Consider the following 18,751-nt stretch of genomic DNA (forward strand, 5'->3'; position numbering starts at 1 on the left):
CTTAAGGAATCAAGAGAAACGTACTTCTTCACAGGAAAGAAGTGTTAGATCATGCTCTGTGATCGAATGCGTAAGGAGGAACGAATTTGAGTAAGATAAGCGTGGTATTAGCTGATGACAATCGTGAGTTTGTAGGTCTTCTTGAAGAGTATATTAACACTCAGAGTGATATGAGCGTAAGCGGGGTTGCTTATAACGGAAATGATGTATTAAAGATCGTCCAAGAACGCGTTCCAGACATTATTATTTTGGACATTATTATGCCTCATCTGGATGGCTTGGCTGTATTAGAACAAATTCAAGCGATGCGACTAACGCCTCAACCTAAAATCATCATGCTGACAGCATTTGGCCAAGAAGAGATTACAAAGCGCGCGGTAGAACTTGGGGCATCTTACTATATATTAAAGCCTTTTGACATGGACATTCTTGCACAGCGAATTCGTCAGATGATCGGTAGCAAGACCTCTTTTATCCCCGTAATGAAAACCTCTTCGATGATACAAAATAAAGGACGTAATTTAGATGCCAACATAACCAGCATTATCCATGAGATCGGAGTGCCTGCTCATATTAAAGGATATCTATATTTGCGAGAAGCAATTACAATGGTCTATAACGATGTTGAGCTATTGGGTTCTATCACAAAGGTACTTTATCCGGATATTGCTAAAAAGTTTAATACAACAGCCAGCCGTGTGGAACGTGCAATCCGTCACGCGATTGAAGTGGCTTGGTCGAGAGGTAACCTGGATTCCATTTCTAGCTTGTTTGGCTATACGGTTTCTAATACTAAGGCAAAACCCACAAATAGCGAGTTTATCGCGATGGTGGCGGATAAGCTGCGGATTGAGGCGAAGATTAGTTAAAGCCGATACCCACGCTGTTTTCACGTTAAGCTAAGCGTCTTGTTTGGGTCAATTTTTGCTTGTGGCTCGCTCGAGATTCCAATAAATTTTTCATCGGCATTACGATAAAGTTGGTCTTTTCACCTCCGTATTTTTACGTAGTTAGTCGGAAAGATCGCTTGACCAAAAGTGTACCTGAATATTTATTGTGAATCAACTTTAACTGGAGGATAAGTTAGAAAATAGTAGAATACCTTCGCGGATAAACTCACGGTATCATTGCGCTAGTCCTTCGGGGCTGGCTTTTTTATTTGGATTATACTGAACAATCTAGTAAGATTAACGTATATTGAATCTGTTAAAATCTGGAGGGGTTTTAATGAAGCGATTTTCGTATGTAGTAATAATTGTTCTTTTACTAGCCGGATGCAGTTCGGAACAAACGAGTAAGTCTTTGAGTGCAGAGGAGCAACTCGCACTCCAATACGTAGAGCAGTTCCTGAATAATAAGGACGTAGAGGTTAAGAAGAAGTTTGTCGAAGAACATGTTCATCCGGACGTGAAGCAGATTTTCTCACTGGCCGCGAATGCTATATCTGGAGACAGCGCCATACTTAGTGATACAACAGTTATCGGATCGGTAGATTACGAGAAGGCCGGGAAAAAGGGTAAGACAGTATTAGTCCGCGGTAAAAATAATAAAGGTGAAGAGGTTGAACTGATTTTCCTTATTATGGACGGTAAGTTTGGTTGGGGGTCCTCGGAAGCGTCCAATAAAAAGGTATTCCAAGAACTCCGCGCAAAATTTAAATAATGTAATTCTAGGTGTAGTATTCACCTAATACTCTTAAATACATAAAGGATGGAGCCTGTCGAGAGACGGGCTTTATTTTTTTTTGTTCAAAAGTAAAAAAAATTGTTTAAAGGTTTATGTACCAATTTCGGCTACCTCATTGGCCTATTAAGAGTAAAGGGTGTCATAAATGCTAGATGAGTCAAATTAATTTACTAAACGTGTACCAAATTTTTGAGTTTTTGTAGTCTCGTAATTATAGGCAATTGTTAAAGTAAAAAAATTTAAGGTTTATGTCCCAATTTCGACTACCTCATTGCCCTATTAAGAGTAAAGGGACAAAAATTTTTCTCCTAAAAGTGTGCGAACTCACCATCGCGTACGAATAAACAAGTGTAGGCATCAGTTGGAGGTGAATATCCGAGTGGCAAACGTATACATCCGAGAGGGCACGCTACGATCCGGCTTTAGTCTCGTTTACCACGACATATGGGACGTATACCATCCGTACATTGGCGACAAGGCAACGTTATACTACCTTTTCCTCTTACGTTTCCGAAATAACGACGAGTCATCGTTTAACCACGGCAAGTCATGGCGAGGGCGCAAGGGTATCGTTGAAAAGTTCCAGATGAGCTACTCGACGCTCCCGTTGTTGGACGGGATACTCAGCGCGATCGGACTGGTGGACATCGAGACACGTCCGAGTCCTAACGGAGCAGACAAGATATACTACACCGTTCACGATCCGTTGACTGAGGCTGAGTTTGCGGGAAGGTTGCCGGGATTCATCGAGAGGCTCCGGGAGATGGCGGCGTCAAAGCCAGAGGTAAAGAAACTGCTCGGCAAGGAGAAAGGGAGGGAGGTATCTACACACCAGTAGAAACATACTACGCTAACGTAGAGACATACTACTCACGCGTAGATGAAAAAGAATTATTAAAAAGAATGTTTTTAAAGAATAAAAGATAGCGCATCAATCAGTCACTACGTTCCTTCTATCGCGCGGTCAACTATTAAGTAGAAGGTATTATCTCTATTAGAAGGATCACGCGAAGAAAGGTATGTGATTATATACTATCGCGGGGATGTATATCTAAGAAGTAGAACAATGGGGCGAACGAACCCCGAACAGGAGGATGTACTTTATGTTATTACCGATTGAAAGTATTAAAGTTTCCGACCGTATTCGTAAAGACTTCGGCAATATCGAAGAACTCGCGCAAGATATCGCTGACAATGGATTGATTAATCCACCGGTTACCACGCCTGATAGCGTCCTCATTGCAGGTGAACGCCGCCTCCGAGCTTGCAAGCATCTCGGCTGGCAACAAATTGAGGTCCGCGTCATGACCGTTCGTGACTACGAGCATCAACTACGAATGGAAATCAGCGAGAATGAAAACCGCAAGGAATTTACATTCAGTGAACGAGTTGACTGGGCGCGTAGGCTGGAACGCGTGGAAAGGGTAAAGTCGGAACAACGGGAAAAGGCCGGAAAGAAAATAGACCCTACGGAAAGTTTACCGGAGGGTAAGAAAGGCGAGACGCGAGACATTGTAGCAAACGTATCCGGCTTCGGCTCCGGAAAGCAATACGAAAAGGCCAAGTACATCGCTGACAACGCAGACCCCGAAATTATTGCGCAGCTCGATGACGACGAAATATCAATACACCGGGCCTACACGGAAACTAAACGTAAACTTGCCGAAAAGGAAGCCGAAGTACAACGTTTGACCTCCGAGTTAGAAGGCGCGCGGACGGCGGTACCCCCGAATGAAACCGAGAAAAGACTTCGGGATGCTGAGACACGTATTGCAGAAATAGAGCGTGAGCGAGACGAAATGGAAGCGTCCCTCGTGCAAAGCTACGATCGTATCCGACAACTGGAACGGCTAGAACGATCAGTCAAGCACCAACAAGATAGCCCGTTATACGATATCTTCCGTTCAGTGACTTCGGCTTCTGGTTACCTCAAAGTATTTCTCGAAAATGAAAGGTTCGCGGGGGACGTTATTATGGGAGCAGAGCGACAACTGGTGGAGAGACTTTCGGCCGAACTCAAAAACATTGCTAGGCTATCTGAGCAAATGACAGTTGCTATTGAAAGTGAGTCGCGGATTACGGTTATTGACGTAACCGATAACAATAAATTAATCGAGGTGGTTTAATTATGAAAAATCAAGTAATAACAACAAATCTACTAATGAAAATGTTTGGTATCAATTTTGAAGAGGTGACAAGCAAGACAGCAGAACAAGCGACTAGAGAAAAGAACACAGCCTATCTACACGCAAGTAGTGAGATCGAACGCGCATTAATGTTTGGGTCAGAAGCGGCTCAGAACGAAAACTATAAAAGAGGCATCGTGACGTGGATGCAGGATGTCGTTGAGGCGGGTAAGTTTATCAATTCAATTGAAGAACTACCTCTAGCGGCCAAGAAAACTACTATGAATTTTTTCAATAAGATTTTTCCTGATTTTGATAAAAACGCGTCTATTGCTTTTGGGATACAGTTTAATTCCGCATTCAAATATCTCATAGCACAACCGGGGGCCATTTCGAAGAGTGGAGAGGCTTACCATTTATCTCGAATGATTTTATCTAACCTCGATAAGCGGTCAAATAACGCATTCTTTAGAAAGATTAGAAGAAACGCGACCTTGCATGATATTTTCAGGAAACGCCTCGACGAATATTCCGTCATGTGGTGGAACATCGCTATGCAGCAGGCCGGTACATTCGATAATGGCATTGTCAACGAAGTTAAATCTCAGACTCAGGCAGAAATACCAGATCAGTTACAGGTGGTTTAGAATCCTCCCACCTGAACTGGCCTGCGACAAGAAAGAAAAGGAGACGATGGTATGAGTAAATTTACACGTGAGTACATTGACTTGACTGCGAAGTTGACGGCCGCAATGGAGGGATCAAACATGGCGAAAACTTCTGGTGTTCCTCAGGGAATTGCAGAGTGCGATTACCGAGCCTTACGTAATGTTGTTTTCGAGTGGTTCACGGAACAGGGCGCAACAATTGAGGACGCCGTTCGTGTTTTAGAATCGCTTAAGAAAGAGGTGTTCTTTCAGAAATGCGCTGGGGTTACGCACAAGGAGTGGTAAGGCCTATCTCGATTTTTTTCTTATCAGTGTAAACAACGATTTTACAGTTTGGGACTATTGCTTCAAATGACGGATTATTACAACTAGTCAGTTTGGTGAGGCCAATAATTGCATTGTTATGTACTGCGATGACGGAGTCCTCATTTGCGAACAATGCAACGTCGTGGACTCCCACAATTTCCCAATCTCTTAAAAACATCAAGTTTAAACCCCCTAGAATAGTCTCACAGTTTCATATTCTATACAATGTGCAGAATTCCCTTCTGAAAGGAGCCTAGCCAAATGCGCATACTCGCCGGAACGTGGCGCCGGTTATCTCCCGCCACAAAGTTACGATTACTAAACGCGTGGTCACGTAAATAAAACGAAAGTGAGGCGTTTCCTCTTGATAACTTGCAATGACGATTGTACGACTATATGCGACTTCTGCGTGTACTTTCAGGATAGTCACATGCTTTCGGAAGAGTGCGACGGCATTTGCTCCCGAAATGGCGGCAAGACATACGCAACCAGCACTTGTGACAGTTTCCATTGTATCCGCGTAAAAGTCACGTAAATAAAACGAAAACGGAGGTCATATGATGCGCAAGCACTTCGTCAATCTAACGAATGGAATCGAGGCTATTCCGGTCATTCCGGGCGAGTATTCCTTTATCCGTATTCAGTCGACAGCTTGCGAACAGAAACGGTGGGACTTCCTTCTGCAAGACCTCGATTATACCTTTCTCATGTCGCTGGCCCTCGGACATACGTGCGTTGTTTACGATTACGGCGCGAGGAAGAACGTCCCCCGCGCAGTTTACCAAGGCTTAGAGTTCGTCTACTTCGCGTTGAACCGTAGATGGCTCGGAAAAGATGTCATACCCGTAGTTCGCGGCAATAACGTCTATCAATATTTTGACGAATGCTACCGGAAGCTCACCGATCGGACACTGAAAAAACTAGACTATTTCCGGAAGTTTCTACTTACGGATGAAATTCGGCTAGAGGTTAAAACAGCGTCGACCGAACATGACGGTGATTACCGATGGTACCGCGACGTACTTGCGGATGCATCGTAACCCAACAGACGATGAACCACCGCAAATTGCCGCACGTGTAATTCCGGAAAGCCTAACGTGTAATCCCCGCCGTTCCATTCGAGCTTGTACGGGATCGCGGCGGAATCTAACACCGGAATAATCAGCGAGATGTCTTCGCGAGAAACGATGTAAGAAAACGAAATAGTCAATATAGTTCACACTCCTTTACTGCGAATTATAGCGTGAAGACATGGGACAAAAATAACTAATCGGAGGAGGCGTCCTAATGACCAGCGATAAAATTGCGGCTTATCTGGAACAATTAGCGTCACAACTCGGAACGGCCAGCGGACACGTTTTCGAGCTATTAGTTCAACAGCAAATTACGGTAGGTATTGTGAAAATAGCGGTTTTGATACCGATAATGGTCTTGGCTTGGTTCGGGTGGAGGTTTACGGAGAAAAGACGTATTGAAATCGAGGAACATAACGCGTCTCTAAAAGGCTGGTTCGGTCGCGTCAATCCTACCGGTGAGGACTACTGGGTTATCCGAGGGCTTTCGATAGTCGCCGTCATAGTGGGAGGCATCGTTTCTATCCACGGGATACTGAACGTACTTAACCCGGAGTATTACGCGATCCTTGAAATTATCTACGCTATTGGAGGAATCGGAAGATGACCATGGTATGCGGAAGACCCTACGTTTTATTTGACCCCGAGCAGACAGCGGCAATCAAACGAGCTGAGCGAAAGGATGAGATAATTACGAAAATACTGGCCGGTTTGAATCAAGCCGTTGTTGGTGTTGACGAGTATGTAGTCGAATACGCTTCCGATAAGGAGCTACGTGATACGTTAATTAACGCGCTTACTATATTGTTTTGTATTCCGGGCTTTACGTACGACGAGGATGTCGAGGAGATCCTAAACACCGTAGGTCTGCCGGAGATCGAATGGAAAGGGGATCGTGGGCTAATATGATGACGCGTGAAGAAATTGAAGCGATACGGGAACGTGTGGAGAAGGCAACGGAAGGACCTTGGCGAGTGGTTCCTGGTAAGATGGTGTGTTTCGATATATACGATGTATACGATGTATACGATAAGTTGGATCGCTCGCTTATTCATCGGGAAGAAGACGCAAAGTTCATTGCCCATGCCCGCGAAGACATACCGAAGTTACTAGCGGAGATTGAACGATTAAATAGCGTCATTGCTCGATTAGGATGTGAAACGGGCGAAATAAATCATGAAACAACAAAGTTAATCACTCCTATCGTTACGAGTACTGCAAATGAATAAAGAGCTGAAAACAGGCAGTTTCGTCCAACTCTTCTTATTGAAGAATCTTTTCCTAACAAAAAAGCTAATCCTAAAATAATGCCTAATGGAAAGAATAAGAAGCTGAAAAAATAAAGTACGAAACATTCAAACTTATTCATTGATTCCCCACCTTTCATATTGAATATACAGTATTTGGAATCTACAATCAACTAACAGTGCTTTTAGGAATACGGGAAAGGGCAGGTGTCTCCGAATGCTAACCCGAATCAAACTCGCTTATCACGCTTTTCAATTAAAACGCGCGGTCAAACGGCAGATCGCCGCAGATAAGGCGTACACTCGACACTTTTGCGAATGGCACGCGCTACGACTACGGAAAGGAAGCGATGGATAGTGCGTGAGGTAGAGCGGTTTGCGTGGAAAATTATATGGCGGGGAGTTAAATGTGCCGTTTTGCTCGCGGTTATTTTATGGTGCATAGGCTATGAGCTTCCAAAAAGAATAGAGAGCTATGGGCCAAAGCATGTGCAAACAAAACAAACTGATTCTAGCAAGTCTGATGCGGACGGTTTTCTTTTGGATTACATGTACTACCATTACCTACCTCAGACAACGATTTTATTTTAGGAGACGATGTGTGAATGGAACGGAATCTACACGAAGACTTAGAGATATGTAACGCGGCGACAGAGGGGCCTTGGGTCAAGGATTATCACGGGGGGTATTGTGTAGAGGCAACGTCTATCCCGTCATGGGGAGGCGGTGTGATTGTTGCTAGTTGCGGTGAGAGGGCAGACGCTCGTTTTATCGCCGAAGCTCGTGACGGATGGCCTCATGCGATTGAAAGGGCGTTATCCGCCGAAGCGGAGGTAGAACGGTTGTGTGGACTTCTTGAGGGTGTCCGATCTCTCGCGAGTGAGTTCGACTACATGGGAATCATCGATTATCTAGGCGGAGAGGAGGAAGTATTGGGATGATAACGGACAGATGCGTATGCTATTACGAAAGTGAACTGCCTTGCCCATATTGTGCGGGTGAGAAGCGCGACTTAACGGCTGACCTAGCGATATGCAACGAGGCTATGGCGAATAGTTGTACGGAGTGCGGGTGGACGTTTATCGCTGAAGCCCGTACCGGATGGCCTCACGCAATTGAAAGGGCGCTGGATGCGGAAATGAAAGTAGCGCAGATGGAACGAAGACTTCGCGCGGTTGAATCTACTGTAGGGCGTATGCTCGATTCCTACGGTTGTCAGGACTTTTGGGATTTCGTGATGGAGTACGAATCAGAGGAGGTGGACCTCGATGACAAAGCGTAAACTCCCGCCTGCGAAGGCTTGGCGCGAACGGGAAATTGCCGATTGGAATACGACTACGTTTACCGAGTATCTACGTGACCAACACGAGGAACTCTACAGACTCCCTTACGTTCCTGCCCGTGGCTGGCGGTCCGAGCAAGGCATGATCAAACGGATGATCGACGAACACGGAACGGAAGTAGTCAAACGGTTTATTGACGGATGCTTCCGCGATTATAAGCCAACGCGACAGTACCTAACGTTGACCTTTACATTTATGTATACGTATATGAGGGCGCGGGTACTGGCGAAGGTGCTGCGCGAGGAAAGACGAGTAGCAACGAAGGAGAACGTAATGAGTACGGAGGAGCTTGCGGAATGGTTGTAAATAACGGGGAGGTGCGGAATATGTGCGAATATTGCCATAGATACAATGACGAAACCTATCTTAGAGGAGATGACGGGGTTATATATGATGAGAGTACAAACAGACATTATCTTTTTATAGAACATTTTCGTAATGAGGTTTATAGAATTGATGTATATTATTGTCCTAAATGTGGTAGAAAACTAACTACCTAAACTAATAGTCGAGGAGGAATGGAAATGGAGTTCGTAACTATTTCAGTGCAAGAATACAAGCAATTACAGAACGACAGTTACATGCTAAGTTGTCTTGAGGCATGTGGTGTAGACAATTGGCGCGGGTACAGTGACGCAATGCAAATGTTTAACGAGGAATAGAATATTATTTTTTGATAACGTGTGATTTCGTGATTCTAATTTACATTACTATTTGGAGGGGAAAAAGTAACGAGTACGGATGAACTACGTAGTGGTTATAAAGTAAATAAAGGGTTGCCAGAACAAGTCCAGCAATCCCTGTAAATGTTAATTCCATGTGCATGTTCCTTTATAAATTCCTACCCAGTAACCCGGTCTGTAGTAGTCTGTAGTGACTCTATCTAGCTTTAGGTTTGTAATTGTGTAGTTTCGGTCTTTATAGTCGGCGGCTGTCGAGGGAACGTCGGAAGATTTAGGGAACTTCGACATGGGCCAATACACTTGCACCTCATCAGGACACTTTGCCATGATCGAACCTTTACTACTAGTGGAATCTGCGTGTACGACTGATGCTCCAAAGAGAAGAGGGATTGCCATCATAGAAGTTACTATAAAACTAGAAATCTTCATGATAAAACCTCCATTCAAGAGTGATGTAGATATTATATTTACTTCCAAAACGGGGTAATCAATAAAAAGTTGCAAATTTGTGAACGATTAGGGGGTTATGTGATTGAGTATAGGGACAAACGCACCACACTGCATCCTACGTGAACCCTGCCGCCATGCTACCGACCCGACCGCCTGCACCCGCCTGTGCCCGTCCTTCATCGCGATGCACGGAGCCAGCGGAAAAGGGGGCCGAGTAGCCGCCGCCTGCATCCCAAGTGACTACGCTCTTGTAACCGTCGAGACGGCACCGCCACGCGTCGAACAGCGTAGTATCTATTCGAATATCGAACGTTATATAGCGACGTTTATACGCCAATTCAACGAGGTTTCAGAACCTTCTGAACGTATCAAGTCGCTGTATCTATTCTCGTATGAACCCGGCACAGGCAAGACCACGACAGCCGCCGCAATTGCGAACGCGTACCTGACAACGCACTATATCGGCTCAATCCAACGAGGGCTCCAGCCGTTACAGCGGCCAGTCTTCTTCCTCGACGTAAACGAGTGGCAAACGCTATTTAATCAGTTTAATAGACCGAAAGTACCCGACCACATTGCCGAGCCCGCATCCGGTAAATATTATGAATGGATGAAGCACGCGACTAATGCTCCGTTCGCGGTGCTGGACGATATCGGAGTACGGGACGCGACCGAGGCTTTTCGAGGCGATCTGCATACGATTATTAATCATCGGGTGACGAATCGGATACCCACCGTTTACACCTCGAACATACCGATGGAAGAGTTGGTTACTCTATATGATAAAAGACTAGCGGATCGCGTGCGGGAGCAATGCTTGCAGCTAGGGTTCAATGGCGATTCGAAGAGGGGGATGCGAAAATGATTGCGAGATTATTCCGTACGAAGCCGCGTATGACCGATGAGGAACGGGATTACTGCGCAGAGGCTTTTCTTGATTACGCGCTGCTAATAGAGTTTCGGAATGAGTTCGGGGAGCTGTCGGATGAGAAGGCGGATCGGTTGTCGGAGAAATTGTCAGAGTGGGGAAGACGTCTTTTATAAGTATGTTTAATATACCTAAATAAAAATCTGTCAAGCATTTTATTTAAAAAAATACTCTAAAATTAATCACAAATAATCACACTATAGCACAAAAGATAGTACTAGAGCACAAAATAAATTACTTTTATTTACATCTGCTATCACTGAAAAAACGAGTGTACAAAAACATCGTGGTATAAAGAAAAGGAGCAACCGATCAAACTATTGCATGATAAAAGGAGGGAAGACGTATGGTCAATCTGAATCTTTTTAAACACGAAATCTTTGGAGAAGTAGAAGTGTTAATTTTAGACGGAAGGGAGTGGTTCGGAGCAACGAGTTCTGCTAAGTCTTTGGGGTACTCAAATCCTCAAAAAGCTGTCCGAGATCACTGCCGAGAAGAGGGGTGCACGATTCGTTCAGTCCCTACATCAGGTGGAGAACAAAAAATGAAATTCATAAATGAAGGCAATCTATACCGTCTCATAGCAAAGTCTAAATTGCCATCTTCTCAACGTTTTGAATATTGGATTTTTGATGAGATATTACCTTCAATTAGTAAGCACGGTGCTTATATGACTGAGGGTACATTAGAAAAAGCCCTCACAAGCCCAGATTTTTTAATTCAACTAGCTACAAAATTGAAAGAAGAGCAAGAGGCCCGATCTCTTGCAGAAGAACAATTATCTATACAGAAACCAAAGGTACAGGCTCATGATCGATTCATAAACGCAGACAATTACCAACTTATTCGCGAATCAGGTAAATCATTAGGGATTGGCGAAAAGAAGTTATATGCATTCTTACGAGGTATTAAGCTTCTAAATCACAAAAACGAGCCCTACCAGATGTATGTTAACGAGGGCTACTTCGTGGTAAAGCAACGGACGTTCGGAAACAGCAGCCTATTTAACGTTCCGATTACTTATGTTACGGCTAAGGGGCTAGATTACATTGACAAACTGTTAGAAAGGAATGGCGGTGCCCGTCGTATCAACGGCATGCCCTTAGCTCAAATCGAGTATTATTTTGGTAAAGGCTCTGTAGACATTTCTTGACTAGCGGAGGTGAGCGGTTTTGGCATACGGTGAATCATTTCTATCGAAAGTGATTGACACAAACGATACAGGCGCATTTCTTCGATACGACATACGGGCCGAGCATTTCCCCACGGAAGCTGAACGGAAGGCCTACCGGTTCATAAAGGACTACGCGGACAGCAACGGAGGGCAGGCGCCGGATTATCGAACTGTAGTCGCTGAGTGTGCGGGCTTTACGTACCTGCCGGAAGTCGGCGATTCCTTCGAGTACATGGCGCGTAAGATAAGGAACGATGCGGGCAAGTTACGGCTTCATTCGTTCTTAACTGGACAGGACGTTGGGAATAAGTTTACGGAACTGTCGACGGAAGAGTTTGCCGCGTGGCTCATCGAGCAAACAGAGCATATCAGGGCGGAAACGACTACGCGATCAAAGATAGGAACGGATATTAAACGTGATACGGTAACGTTTCTTGACGAATATCGAAAACGTAAGGAAGGAACGTCGTTTAAGATATGGAAGTCGAAATTCCCTACGATTAATAAAGAGATAGGCGGCTACCTTTCCGGCAATGTTTATACGTGGTACGGGCGGAGTGGCCGAGGTAAATCTATATTTACGATGGAGGAAGCGATAGAAGCCGCTGCTCAAGGCGCAAACGTACTTGTGTGGGCGATGGAAATGTCTCGATTCGAATGGATGGCCCGTGCCTATTCATCTATCTCAGCACGCCAAGGAGCTGTTAACGCAAACATTGACGGTGTGGATTATGAGGTAGGATTCGAGAACAGAGCGCTACTTAATGGGAAATTAACGGAAGAGTTTGAAAAGGGATTCGAACAGTTTTTAACGGAGATCAACGAGATCATACCAGGTACCATTGTCGTTCGTACGGTAGATGACATTGACTTCTCTTCTCGTAGAGTTCGCGACCTAGAAGCTGACATTGTGGCAACAAAGGCGGATGTTGTTGTTATTGACCCGTACTATTACATGACTTACGAGGCGAACCGGTCTAAGACAACCGGAGGCGACGCGACCGAGACTTCGAACAAAATAAGGGCGTTGGCAGGTCGATATCAATGCGTTATCCACGGCATTACGCAGGCGGAAGAGGTCCGGGATGACAGGGACGACGAGGGCAATCGAGAGCTTAGACCGCCCACACGCGCTGAACTAATGAAGAGTAAGTCGTTCCTCCAGGATTCGGCACTAACTATCGGGATAGATACGTTGGATGGAATCGGGGTTATACAGTTAAATAAAGGGCGCAACGGTGGCGAAGGTGTCACGTTAGAAGTCATTTACATGCCGAACTACGGGCTTGTGCGCGAACTACCAAGCGGAGAGGCGGCCGCAGATCAATTTAAGATGCCGTTTTAAGGAGGACGTACAAATGGAGATAGATATTCGGGCTGAGCTCGAGCAGTTTTCGTGGACGGCCGCAACGTGGACGGATGACAAGCTACTTGCGGCCAGCCCCTTCCGTTGGGATCGGTCGCCTTCCTTCTACGTATGGTTACGCGATAGTAATGACCCTCGCAATAAGGCAAAGGCCGGCTATTGGTCGGATATGGGCGCGAAGGACCCGGATTACCAACGCGGCGGGATCGTGAAGTTGCTCGCGTTTCTACGGGAGGAAACGGAAGAGGAGACGCAGGATTACTTGCGGTGGAAGTACGGGGAGGGAACGGTTGATCCCGAGACTCTTACGTTAGATTTGTCGGGGCGCTTACGTATAGACCAGCCGCGAATCCAGCCGTTAGACGAACAGTACCTAGGCAGGGACCATCCGTATTTAGCTTCGCGAGGTATAACCGATGAGATACAGCAGATGTTCCGAACGGGCTATGATCCGAGGACTAACGCGATTACTATTCCTTGGTTTAACGCGGATGGAACGTTAGGGAACGTTAAATATCGGAAGGTTAACGAGAAGACGTTCTGGTACGCAAAGGGAGGGCGACCTATACGTGAAATGGTGTACGGGCTGGACATCGTTTATAAGCAGAGAATTACAAGAGCGGTGCTCGTGGAATCCGAGATTGACGCAATGTATCTGTGGAGTGCGGGGGTGCCGGCGGTAGCGTTAGGTGGTTCGGTGTTCAGCGAAGAGAAGGCGGAGGCTTTGCGGAAGAGCCCGATAGAGATTATCGGGGTGATGGCGGACCACGACTCGGCTGGACAGAAGATGAAACGGGCGGTCGTCGGAGGACTGTCGGGATACATGGCGGTTAACGTCGTAGGGTATCCGTTTCGGTACAAGGACCCAAACGAAATAAAAAATAGTGCGGAATTGATGAAATACTATATGAGGGCGTTTACAAGTAAAAATAATTTTATTAATATTAATATTTGTATAGGATAATTTAGGAATATTGATCTACTTTTTCCTAAAAATCATTTCGTACCCTAAAAAGTCAGCTAATTTTACCACGTCATTAAAATTCATATTATCGCGATGTAGTCTATTCCTAAAGGTACTTACGTTAATATTTAATAACTCGGCCAGTTCGGAATAAGTTTTTATCTTATTTTCAGCTTTCATTATGTCTATTAAATCTTTTAGTTCATTACCTTCAAGTGAAAGTTCTCGCTTTGATGACAAATTAATCCAACTCCTTTCTTTTTATCATAGTAACATAGTTATTAAGCTAAAACAACGTCCCGTTATGTGTTTACAAATCTCATAATGAGATGTATAATCCCATTATGAGACGTATTGCGAGAGGTGAAATCTATGGAGATAGTAACTATAGAGAACTCTATACGCAGAGAATACTTAGATCAAGACGTTCACCTGATGCGTGTGGAACTAAGACAATTGATTCAACGTAAAATGTGGTCTTTTGGATTTGTAAAAATGTCAACATTAGCTGATATGATGAAATATTCCAAGGGTAGACTATCCAAGATACTATCTTCCAATGCAGATACTGCGTTTACATTAGACTTACTCGATAGGCTCACGTCAGCTTTGGGACTTGAACAAGGATACTTCTATAGTTATTTTGTTTTCGAGTGCTATAAGAAAAGTGGTAGACTGGATATTAAGAAATGCAAGTCATTCATTGAACAATGCTTACTACAAGGGATGTCAGACCTAGCCAATAGAACGAGTTTCCTACTGTTGAACCAAAAGGAGTCTTTAGAAACATTATTCAAACTGGCCGAAAGTTTATACGAGAGGCATCTTTATGATGAGGCAGTTCATATATACTCTGCGATTCGTGACGGATGGGACGGGCAAATAACGACAAGCTACGCTACCAGCATGTACAGGCTCTTTTTAATACATCGTTCTTTCATGAGAACGAGAGGCGAAAATTCGAAAAATAGTTATATAGCATTAGTAAAACTACTAGGAGTCCAAAAACATTTAACCCCAAAATTGTACCTTGATTCGCTACTAGAAATATCATATTTCTATAATCTCGTTGAAGATTTCGAGAATACAGAGAGATACACGAGAGAAGCAAAACGATACTGTGAAAACTTGCTAAATGATGGTAACTTAGAATTGTGTGGGATAACGAGGGATGAGCTAGATAACTATTATGCCGAGTCGTTGATGAATCTAAGTTTTTCTTTGAAAGGAGCTGGAAAGTATCCCTATGTCTATGAATTGATTGACCAATATTCTAAAATAAATGATTATTTTTTTGATTTAAGCTTAGGAAATCGTTTGTTAACTGAGATTGAGGAAGGTAAGATCGAATCCATAAATGAATTTTTTAAATGGGCGAATGGTCGAAGGGAATATATGAGGTCGATTGTTCCAACAGCTCTCTCCGCGTATTTAAAAACGGGAAAGATTAAAGAGGCTACGATATTTCTACATGATAATAGAGATTTAATTAAGTTTATAGAAAACGAACTTTACACTTTGGGGATTAAATATAGAATTAGTTATAACCAATTGATGGGAAGTTATCTTCTGTGTATGAACAGATTTGAGGAAGGACTCAGTAAGTTGTTAATAGCGCTGGAGTGGTCAGAGCACATGGGTAATAATTTTCGATCGAAGAAAATCACCGCTGTTTTCGCAAAGCATTACAATAAGGCTTCACAAGAACAGCGTGAAAAGTACAATTCAATGATGGAAGGATGATTCTTATGAAAAAGCTAGCCTTAGCATTTTTACTAGTTTTGACTGTATTCACAACAAATTCCCCCGTGAGTGCCAACGTAGGTGAGCATGGAATTGTTAGTAAGGATACAGCGCGTGGATACATGACCGTATATAATGTGGGAGAGCATGGATAAATCAGAAGATGGGACCGCCCAGTTGAGGGTGGTCTTTTTTTTGTCGGAAAAACCAATAAAAATGTCGAAATAAATCGAAATGTTTAAGCTTTTTTATGAAATGTAAAATTCAATAAACGCAAATAATAATTAAGACAGGAAAATGAGATATATAAATAAGGGAGGTAAATGATAAATAAGCCGTTACCGAAACTTCGGTACAAAAGTCGGTGAGAGCGGATGCTTCCGCTACTCTTTTTGGTCCCGATTGCTGTTACGGTTTCGTTTCGAGGGAGGTATTTCGATCCACTCGTATAGATCGTCGATATGACAGTCTAAAGCGTGTGCAATAGACTTCGCGTTAGAAAGTGACATGACATTCCGGTTGTTTGCGTAATCAGATATTTGTTGGCGTTTCATCTTGATTTTTTCCGCAAGGTCAGTCTGCGTCATATCAGCGATCTTTAACCGTTCATACAAGCGGCACCTTCCGACTTTAAACGTCATACGGCACCTCTGATAAAGACTTTTAAATTTTTTTTAGAAAGATGTCCCAATTCTGCTCAATGCATTGCCCTATTAATAGTATAAAGGAGGAATTGAGTTTGCTAAATAATAAAATAGAAAACGTAGTATTAGCAGCTAAGTCCGGATGCTTAAGATCAAGAGAAATGATCTACAAAGATTTTGTGCCAATTATAAATGATTACGTGTACAAAAACTGGTTCAAGGTACAAAACGAAGCTACTCTAACAAAGCGACTATTAGATAGATTAGACGAGAGTATAGATAGTTACCAGCAAGAAAAAGGGTCATTCAGCCAACTTGCAAGGATTAATTTAGAAAGGGCATTTAGACAATTTATCAAAAACAGAAAGTTCACTCGTGAGAAACTAACGTCTATGAACGAATACATCGACGAGGACAGAAACACGCTGAGCGAGGTACTTCCTGATATTTTAGCGGATATCGAGAGTACCGTAATCGACAGAGAGTCAATAAAAGAAAAAATCGCCCTTTTAGCGAAGGGCGACCTGAGAAAACAAGCGATCCTACTCGCTTGGTCTGACGGCTTCTATAATGATTCATCTCTTTCCGAGTTGTTAGCGCAACTCTTTGGAGGTAAACCCGAATCACATAGACGAGCCATCACAAGATTTAGAGCATTTTGTCAAGCCGCCCTCTCACAGACAGCCTAACAAAACTTAAGAAATTAATACGTACGAGTATAAACGCGTCGTATCTCTTTCTTATTGTCATTATAGAGTACTTCTATGCTGTTCTCAATCAAAACAAAGTGGCTATTACAAAATCTTAACCATCTTTAATTGCCATTATACAGAACGTTCTGTCAAACATAGCGAAAAAATTACTCTTGAAACGGAGATGATCCCGATGCCTAAACGTAAGCAATCCGAAAATATCGAATATATCTACAACGGAGGTTTCCCGCCCTATGATGATCCTGCGGTCTATATTCCGATTACCGTTTCCACCTCATCCGCCTCGATCCGAAAGGCGGTGCGGCTCGGATGACGACACTCGCCCATCGACTAAACGGAAGGCGCCTACGCATTACGAAACACGCGATGGAAGAAGCGACGAAAGATTTCGGTATCGAACCGAGAAAGGCAGCGTCTTGGGTGGCGGAAACGGCGAAAAAAGCCGAGTACATTAGCCACGTAATCGGAATCGACAAAAAGCACGGTCACTTATACGGATACAACCGCGCTTGCTTTATCGTAAGAGAAACGGCGGCTAATACGTTGACAGTCGTAACTGTGCATCCGGCAAAACCGCGAGCAGTCATACGAAACAAGGTAGAGACGTTACTGTCGCGTGAGTTACGTAAGATAGAAACGCAAGAACGGACTTTACGTCGGAAAATTACGTTAATCAAAGCGGAACTTGAAATCGAAAAGGCGGAGTTAAACCTACGGTTTCTTAGATCGCGGAGTGAATCGAAGAAACTCGCATATAAGGCGCGTATCAAAGCAATCAACGAATATTTTACGCAATTGGACGATGATTTACTTGCGGTTAAGCACGATAAGCGGGGCGTCGCTAAGTCCGTAGCTGCGTATATGTAGTGAAATAAAAAAGCCCGCCCGCAACTAGCGCAGGAGGGCGAGGACAGCCAGGATGACAAGAGCCAAGTCAAGTACCCCAGTGTCGCGCAAGTGTTGTATCCACTTCACGCGATCACCTCCTCCCTAGCCATTACGGCTCCGATCCGGGCAAGCCGCAGATCGGACGAAAGTAAGCATGTCCCTAGGAGGAGTATACGCAATATTCAATATTTTAGCAATAGCAGGCCGACCTCCCGCGTCGGCAAGGCGGTGTTATTGATCGGCGAGCCTCTGGCTAGATCGGCTATGGCCCCGGCTGTAAGGCGACTAGTTGGCAGGAGTAACCGCGATAGTGCCGTCTCGCGGACGCGGGACTACCGGTGTCCGAAATGATGACGAGGAGTGTTGGTAATGGAGACGATTATACATGAAGGTAAGCTGTATCGTAAGGCTGCGCGAGATGCGAAGCCGGGCGACGAGTTCATCCAGATCACAAAATCAAGGCGGAATTTAACTCAAGGAAAGGTTTACATGATAGCAGGTTTCGACTCATTCGGCGATGCGGAATTTTACGATGACGCAGGTCGCTGTCGGGATTCTTCTCTTCAGAATTACGTAGTGCTAGAGCCTTTGACCAAGCAAGAACCAATCACGCTAATCTCCACAACACCGGCCGTTGAGAAGACATACACGATTCAGCTAACGGCAGGCGCTGTGGATGAGCTTATCAGAACGCTTTCATATGGCACCCTACTACGATCCCAGTTCGAAGCAATCCGCAAATCATAACG

General features: G+C 44.2%; 29 protein-coding genes. 26 read left to right on the forward strand and 3 right to left on the reverse strand.

Annotated features, from left to right (window positions below; translation table 11 throughout):
* Window positions 1-86 precede the first annotated feature (86 nt).
* The 15 genes from spo0A to QZ995_RS08430 all read left to right on the forward strand — a co-directional run bounded on the left by spo0A (window position 87) and on the right by QZ995_RS08430 (window position 9,111).
* Complete coding sequence (spo0A, locus tag QZ995_RS08360) at window positions 87-869, forward strand: sporulation transcription factor Spo0A (RefSeq protein ID WP_003337874.1); 783 nt, start codon at window positions 87-89, stop codon at window positions 867-869.
* Between the two features lie 358 nt (window positions 870-1,227).
* Window positions 1,228-1,662, forward strand: a complete 435-nt coding sequence (locus QZ995_RS08365) for a hypothetical protein (protein ID WP_301805430.1) — start codon at window positions 1,228-1,230, stop codon at window positions 1,660-1,662.
* A 403-nt stretch (window positions 1,663-2,065) separates the two neighbouring features.
* Entirely contained in the window at window positions 2,066-2,524 is a 459-nt protein-coding gene (locus QZ995_RS08370) for a hypothetical protein (RefSeq protein ID WP_301805432.1), read from the forward strand.
* 265 nt (window positions 2,525-2,789) lie between these two features.
* Entirely contained in the window at window positions 2,790-3,812 is a 1,023-nt protein-coding gene (locus QZ995_RS08375) for a ParB N-terminal domain-containing protein (RefSeq protein WP_301805433.1), read from the forward strand.
* 2 nt (window positions 3,813-3,814) lie between these two features.
* Window positions 3,815-4,459: a hypothetical protein gene (locus QZ995_RS08380; RefSeq protein ID WP_301805435.1), complete on the forward strand. Its 645-nt coding sequence runs from the start codon at window positions 3,815-3,817 to the stop codon at window positions 4,457-4,459.
* Between the two features lie 51 nt (window positions 4,460-4,510).
* Window positions 4,511-4,765 (forward strand): hypothetical protein, encoded by a 255-nt coding sequence (locus tag QZ995_RS08385; RefSeq protein WP_301805438.1) that lies wholly within the window; start codon window positions 4,511-4,513, stop codon window positions 4,763-4,765.
* Window positions 4,766-5,343: 578 nt separating this feature from the next.
* Window positions 5,344-5,826 carry a hypothetical protein gene (locus tag QZ995_RS08390; RefSeq protein WP_301805441.1) on the forward strand — a complete coding sequence of 161 codons (483 nt, stop codon included), beginning with the start codon at window positions 5,344-5,346 and terminating at the stop codon, window positions 5,824-5,826.
* Between the two features lie 247 nt (window positions 5,827-6,073).
* Window positions 6,074-6,466, forward strand: coding sequence for a hypothetical protein (locus QZ995_RS08395; protein ID WP_301805443.1), 393 nt, complete (start codon window positions 6,074-6,076; stop codon window positions 6,464-6,466).
* Complete coding sequence (locus QZ995_RS08400; protein ID WP_301805446.1) at window positions 6,463-6,768, forward strand: hypothetical protein; 306 nt, start codon at window positions 6,463-6,465, stop codon at window positions 6,766-6,768. Before QZ995_RS08395 ends, QZ995_RS08400 begins: the two co-directional genes overlap by 4 nt.
* Window positions 6,765-7,088, forward strand: a complete 324-nt coding sequence (locus tag QZ995_RS08405) for an ead/Ea22-like family protein (RefSeq protein WP_301805449.1) — start codon at window positions 6,765-6,767, stop codon at window positions 7,086-7,088. The genes QZ995_RS08400 and QZ995_RS08405 overlap by 4 nt, the downstream gene beginning before the upstream one ends.
* Before the next feature lie 375 nt (window positions 7,089-7,463).
* Window positions 7,464-7,697 (forward strand): hypothetical protein, encoded by a 234-nt coding sequence (locus tag QZ995_RS08410; RefSeq protein ID WP_301805450.1) that lies wholly within the window; start codon window positions 7,464-7,466, stop codon window positions 7,695-7,697.
* Between the two features lie 14 nt (window positions 7,698-7,711).
* Complete coding sequence (locus QZ995_RS08415) at window positions 7,712-8,047, forward strand: hypothetical protein (protein ID WP_301805452.1); 336 nt, start codon at window positions 7,712-7,714, stop codon at window positions 8,045-8,047.
* Complete coding sequence (locus QZ995_RS08420) at window positions 8,044-8,388, forward strand: hypothetical protein (RefSeq protein WP_301805453.1); 345 nt, start codon at window positions 8,044-8,046, stop codon at window positions 8,386-8,388. Before QZ995_RS08415 ends, QZ995_RS08420 begins: the two co-directional genes overlap by 4 nt.
* The gene (locus QZ995_RS08425) at window positions 8,375-8,755 is read left to right on the forward strand and encodes a hypothetical protein (RefSeq protein WP_301805455.1); all 381 of its coding nucleotides are present in this window, start codon (window positions 8,375-8,377) and stop codon (window positions 8,753-8,755) included. Before QZ995_RS08420 ends, QZ995_RS08425 begins: the two co-directional genes overlap by 14 nt.
* Before the next feature lie 218 nt (window positions 8,756-8,973).
* Complete coding sequence (locus QZ995_RS08430; protein WP_301805457.1) at window positions 8,974-9,111, forward strand: hypothetical protein; 138 nt, start codon at window positions 8,974-8,976, stop codon at window positions 9,109-9,111.
* 147 nt (window positions 9,112-9,258) lie between these two features.
* Here QZ995_RS08430 and QZ995_RS08435 read toward each other — a convergent pair whose 3' ends face one another.
* Window positions 9,259-9,561 (reverse strand): hypothetical protein, encoded by a 303-nt coding sequence (locus QZ995_RS08435; RefSeq protein WP_301805459.1) that lies wholly within the window; start codon window positions 9,559-9,561, stop codon window positions 9,259-9,261.
* 184 nt (window positions 9,562-9,745) lie between these two features.
* Between QZ995_RS08435 and QZ995_RS08440 the strand changes: the two genes are divergently transcribed.
* The 5 genes from QZ995_RS08440 (at window position 9,746) to QZ995_RS08460 (ending at window position 14,014) form a co-directional block, all read left to right on the forward strand.
* On the forward strand, window positions 9,746-10,447 hold the full coding sequence (locus QZ995_RS08440; RefSeq protein WP_437124724.1) for a DNA replication protein: 702 nt from the start codon (window positions 9,746-9,748) through the stop codon (window positions 10,445-10,447).
* Window positions 10,444-10,626 carry a hypothetical protein gene (locus QZ995_RS08445; RefSeq protein WP_301805462.1) on the forward strand — a complete coding sequence of 61 codons (183 nt, stop codon included), beginning with the start codon at window positions 10,444-10,446 and terminating at the stop codon, window positions 10,624-10,626. The genes QZ995_RS08440 and QZ995_RS08445 overlap by 4 nt, the downstream gene beginning before the upstream one ends.
* Before the next feature lie 230 nt (window positions 10,627-10,856).
* Entirely contained in the window at window positions 10,857-11,663 is an 807-nt protein-coding gene (locus QZ995_RS08450) for a phage antirepressor KilAC domain-containing protein (RefSeq protein ID WP_301805465.1), read from the forward strand.
* A gap of 253 nt (window positions 11,664-11,916) precedes the next feature.
* On the forward strand, window positions 11,917-13,029 hold the full coding sequence (locus tag QZ995_RS08455; RefSeq protein WP_301805468.1) for an AAA family ATPase: 1,113 nt from the start codon (window positions 11,917-11,919) through the stop codon (window positions 13,027-13,029).
* Between the two features lie 13 nt (window positions 13,030-13,042).
* On the forward strand, window positions 13,043-14,014 hold the full coding sequence (locus tag QZ995_RS08460) for a toprim domain-containing protein (protein WP_301805469.1): 972 nt from the start codon (window positions 13,043-13,045) through the stop codon (window positions 14,012-14,014).
* 15 nt (window positions 14,015-14,029) lie between these two features.
* Here QZ995_RS08460 and QZ995_RS23815 read toward each other — a convergent pair whose 3' ends face one another.
* Window positions 14,030-14,194 carry a helix-turn-helix domain-containing protein gene (locus QZ995_RS23815; protein ID WP_366919686.1) on the reverse strand — a complete coding sequence of 55 codons (165 nt, stop codon included), beginning with the start codon at window positions 14,192-14,194 and terminating at the stop codon, window positions 14,030-14,032.
* Window positions 14,195-14,386: 192 nt separating this feature from the next.
* Here QZ995_RS23815 and QZ995_RS08465 point away from each other — a divergent pair, with 192 nt between their 5' ends.
* Both QZ995_RS08465 and QZ995_RS08470 read left to right on the forward strand, forming a co-directional pair.
* Window positions 14,387-15,757, forward strand: a complete 1,371-nt coding sequence (locus tag QZ995_RS08465; RefSeq protein ID WP_301805472.1) for a hypothetical protein — start codon at window positions 14,387-14,389, stop codon at window positions 15,755-15,757.
* A 5-nt stretch (window positions 15,758-15,762) separates the two neighbouring features.
* Window positions 15,763-15,912: a hypothetical protein gene (locus QZ995_RS08470; protein WP_157452819.1), complete on the forward strand. Its 150-nt coding sequence runs from the start codon at window positions 15,763-15,765 to the stop codon at window positions 15,910-15,912.
* Window positions 15,913-16,140: 228 nt separating this feature from the next.
* Here the strand turns inward: QZ995_RS08470 and QZ995_RS08475 are convergent, their stop codons facing one another.
* Window positions 16,141-16,398, reverse strand: coding sequence for a helix-turn-helix transcriptional regulator (locus QZ995_RS08475; protein ID WP_301805476.1), 258 nt, complete (start codon window positions 16,396-16,398; stop codon window positions 16,141-16,143).
* Window positions 16,399-16,496: 98 nt separating this feature from the next.
* Here QZ995_RS08475 and QZ995_RS08480 point away from each other — a divergent pair, with 98 nt between their 5' ends.
* The 4 genes from QZ995_RS08480 to QZ995_RS08495 all read left to right on the forward strand — a co-directional run bounded on the left by QZ995_RS08480 (window position 16,497) and on the right by QZ995_RS08495 (window position 18,749).
* Window positions 16,497-17,090, forward strand: a complete 594-nt coding sequence (locus tag QZ995_RS08480; RefSeq protein ID WP_301805478.1) for a hypothetical protein — start codon at window positions 16,497-16,499, stop codon at window positions 17,088-17,090.
* Between the two features lie 196 nt (window positions 17,091-17,286).
* A complete protein-coding gene (locus tag QZ995_RS08485) occupies window positions 17,287-17,427 on the forward strand; it encodes a hypothetical protein (protein ID WP_301805481.1) in 141 nt (46 codons plus the stop codon).
* The gene (locus tag QZ995_RS08490) at window positions 17,424-17,981 is read left to right on the forward strand and encodes a hypothetical protein (protein ID WP_301805483.1); all 558 of its coding nucleotides are present in this window, start codon (window positions 17,424-17,426) and stop codon (window positions 17,979-17,981) included. The genes QZ995_RS08485 and QZ995_RS08490 overlap by 4 nt, the downstream gene beginning before the upstream one ends.
* A gap of 390 nt (window positions 17,982-18,371) precedes the next feature.
* On the forward strand, window positions 18,372-18,749 hold the full coding sequence (locus QZ995_RS08495; protein ID WP_301805486.1) for a hypothetical protein: 378 nt from the start codon (window positions 18,372-18,374) through the stop codon (window positions 18,747-18,749).
* Window positions 18,750-18,751 lie beyond the last annotated feature (2 nt).

It is taken from the genome of Brevibacillus laterosporus (assembly GCF_030489605.1).
GTDB lineage: Bacteria > Bacillota > Bacilli > Brevibacillales > Brevibacillaceae > Brevibacillus_B > Brevibacillus_B laterosporus_E.

Coding starts and splice junctions, on each gene's coding strand:
- QZ995_RS08450 (WP_301805465.1), top strand. CDS start 10,857: ATGGTCAATCTGAATCTTTTTAAACACGAAATCTTTGGAGAAGTAGAA.
- QZ995_RS08375 (WP_301805433.1), top strand. CDS start 2,790: ATGTTATTACCGATTGAAAGTATTAAAGTTTCCGACCGTATTCGTAAA.
- QZ995_RS08395 (WP_301805443.1), top strand. CDS start 6,074: ATGACCAGCGATAAAATTGCGGCTTATCTGGAACAATTAGCGTCACAA.
- QZ995_RS08470 (WP_157452819.1), top strand. CDS start 15,763: ATGAAAAAGCTAGCCTTAGCATTTTTACTAGTTTTGACTGTATTCACA.
- QZ995_RS08420 (WP_301805453.1), top strand. CDS start 8,044: ATGATAACGGACAGATGCGTATGCTATTACGAAAGTGAACTGCCTTGC.
- QZ995_RS08425 (WP_301805455.1), top strand. CDS start 8,375: ATGACAAAGCGTAAACTCCCGCCTGCGAAGGCTTGGCGCGAACGGGAA.
- QZ995_RS08475 (WP_301805476.1), bottom strand. CDS start 16,398: ATGACGTTTAAAGTCGGAAGGTGCCGCTTGTATGAACGGTTAAAGATC.
- QZ995_RS08365 (WP_301805430.1), top strand. CDS start 1,228: ATGAAGCGATTTTCGTATGTAGTAATAATTGTTCTTTTACTAGCCGGA.
- QZ995_RS08400 (WP_301805446.1), top strand. CDS start 6,463: ATGACCATGGTATGCGGAAGACCCTACGTTTTATTTGACCCCGAGCAG.
- QZ995_RS08455 (WP_301805468.1), top strand. CDS start 11,917: ATGGCGCGTAAGATAAGGAACGATGCGGGCAAGTTACGGCTTCATTCG.
- QZ995_RS08460 (WP_301805469.1), top strand. CDS start 13,043: ATGGAGATAGATATTCGGGCTGAGCTCGAGCAGTTTTCGTGGACGGCC.
- QZ995_RS08430 (WP_301805457.1), top strand. CDS start 8,974: ATGGAGTTCGTAACTATTTCAGTGCAAGAATACAAGCAATTACAGAAC.
- QZ995_RS08385 (WP_301805438.1), top strand. CDS start 4,511: ATGAGTAAATTTACACGTGAGTACATTGACTTGACTGCGAAGTTGACG.
- QZ995_RS08405 (WP_301805449.1), top strand. CDS start 6,765: ATGATGACGCGTGAAGAAATTGAAGCGATACGGGAACGTGTGGAGAAG.
- QZ995_RS08495 (WP_301805486.1), top strand. CDS start 18,372: ATGGAGACGATTATACATGAAGGTAAGCTGTATCGTAAGGCTGCGCGA.
- QZ995_RS23815 (WP_366919686.1), bottom strand. CDS start 14,194: ATGAAAGCTGAAAATAAGATAAAAACTTATTCCGAACTGGCCGAGTTA.
- QZ995_RS08390 (WP_301805441.1), top strand. CDS start 5,344: ATGATGCGCAAGCACTTCGTCAATCTAACGAATGGAATCGAGGCTATT.
- QZ995_RS08490 (WP_301805483.1), top strand. CDS start 17,424: ATGACGACACTCGCCCATCGACTAAACGGAAGGCGCCTACGCATTACG.
- QZ995_RS08485 (WP_301805481.1), top strand. CDS start 17,287: ATGCCTAAACGTAAGCAATCCGAAAATATCGAATATATCTACAACGGA.
- QZ995_RS08380 (WP_301805435.1), top strand. CDS start 3,815: ATGAAAAATCAAGTAATAACAACAAATCTACTAATGAAAATGTTTGGT.
- QZ995_RS08435 (WP_301805459.1), bottom strand. CDS start 9,561: ATGAAGATTTCTAGTTTTATAGTAACTTCTATGATGGCAATCCCTCTT.
- QZ995_RS08415 (WP_301805452.1), top strand. CDS start 7,712: ATGGAACGGAATCTACACGAAGACTTAGAGATATGTAACGCGGCGACA.
- QZ995_RS08465 (WP_301805472.1), top strand. CDS start 14,387: ATGGAGATAGTAACTATAGAGAACTCTATACGCAGAGAATACTTAGAT.
- QZ995_RS08445 (WP_301805462.1), top strand. CDS start 10,444: ATGATTGCGAGATTATTCCGTACGAAGCCGCGTATGACCGATGAGGAA.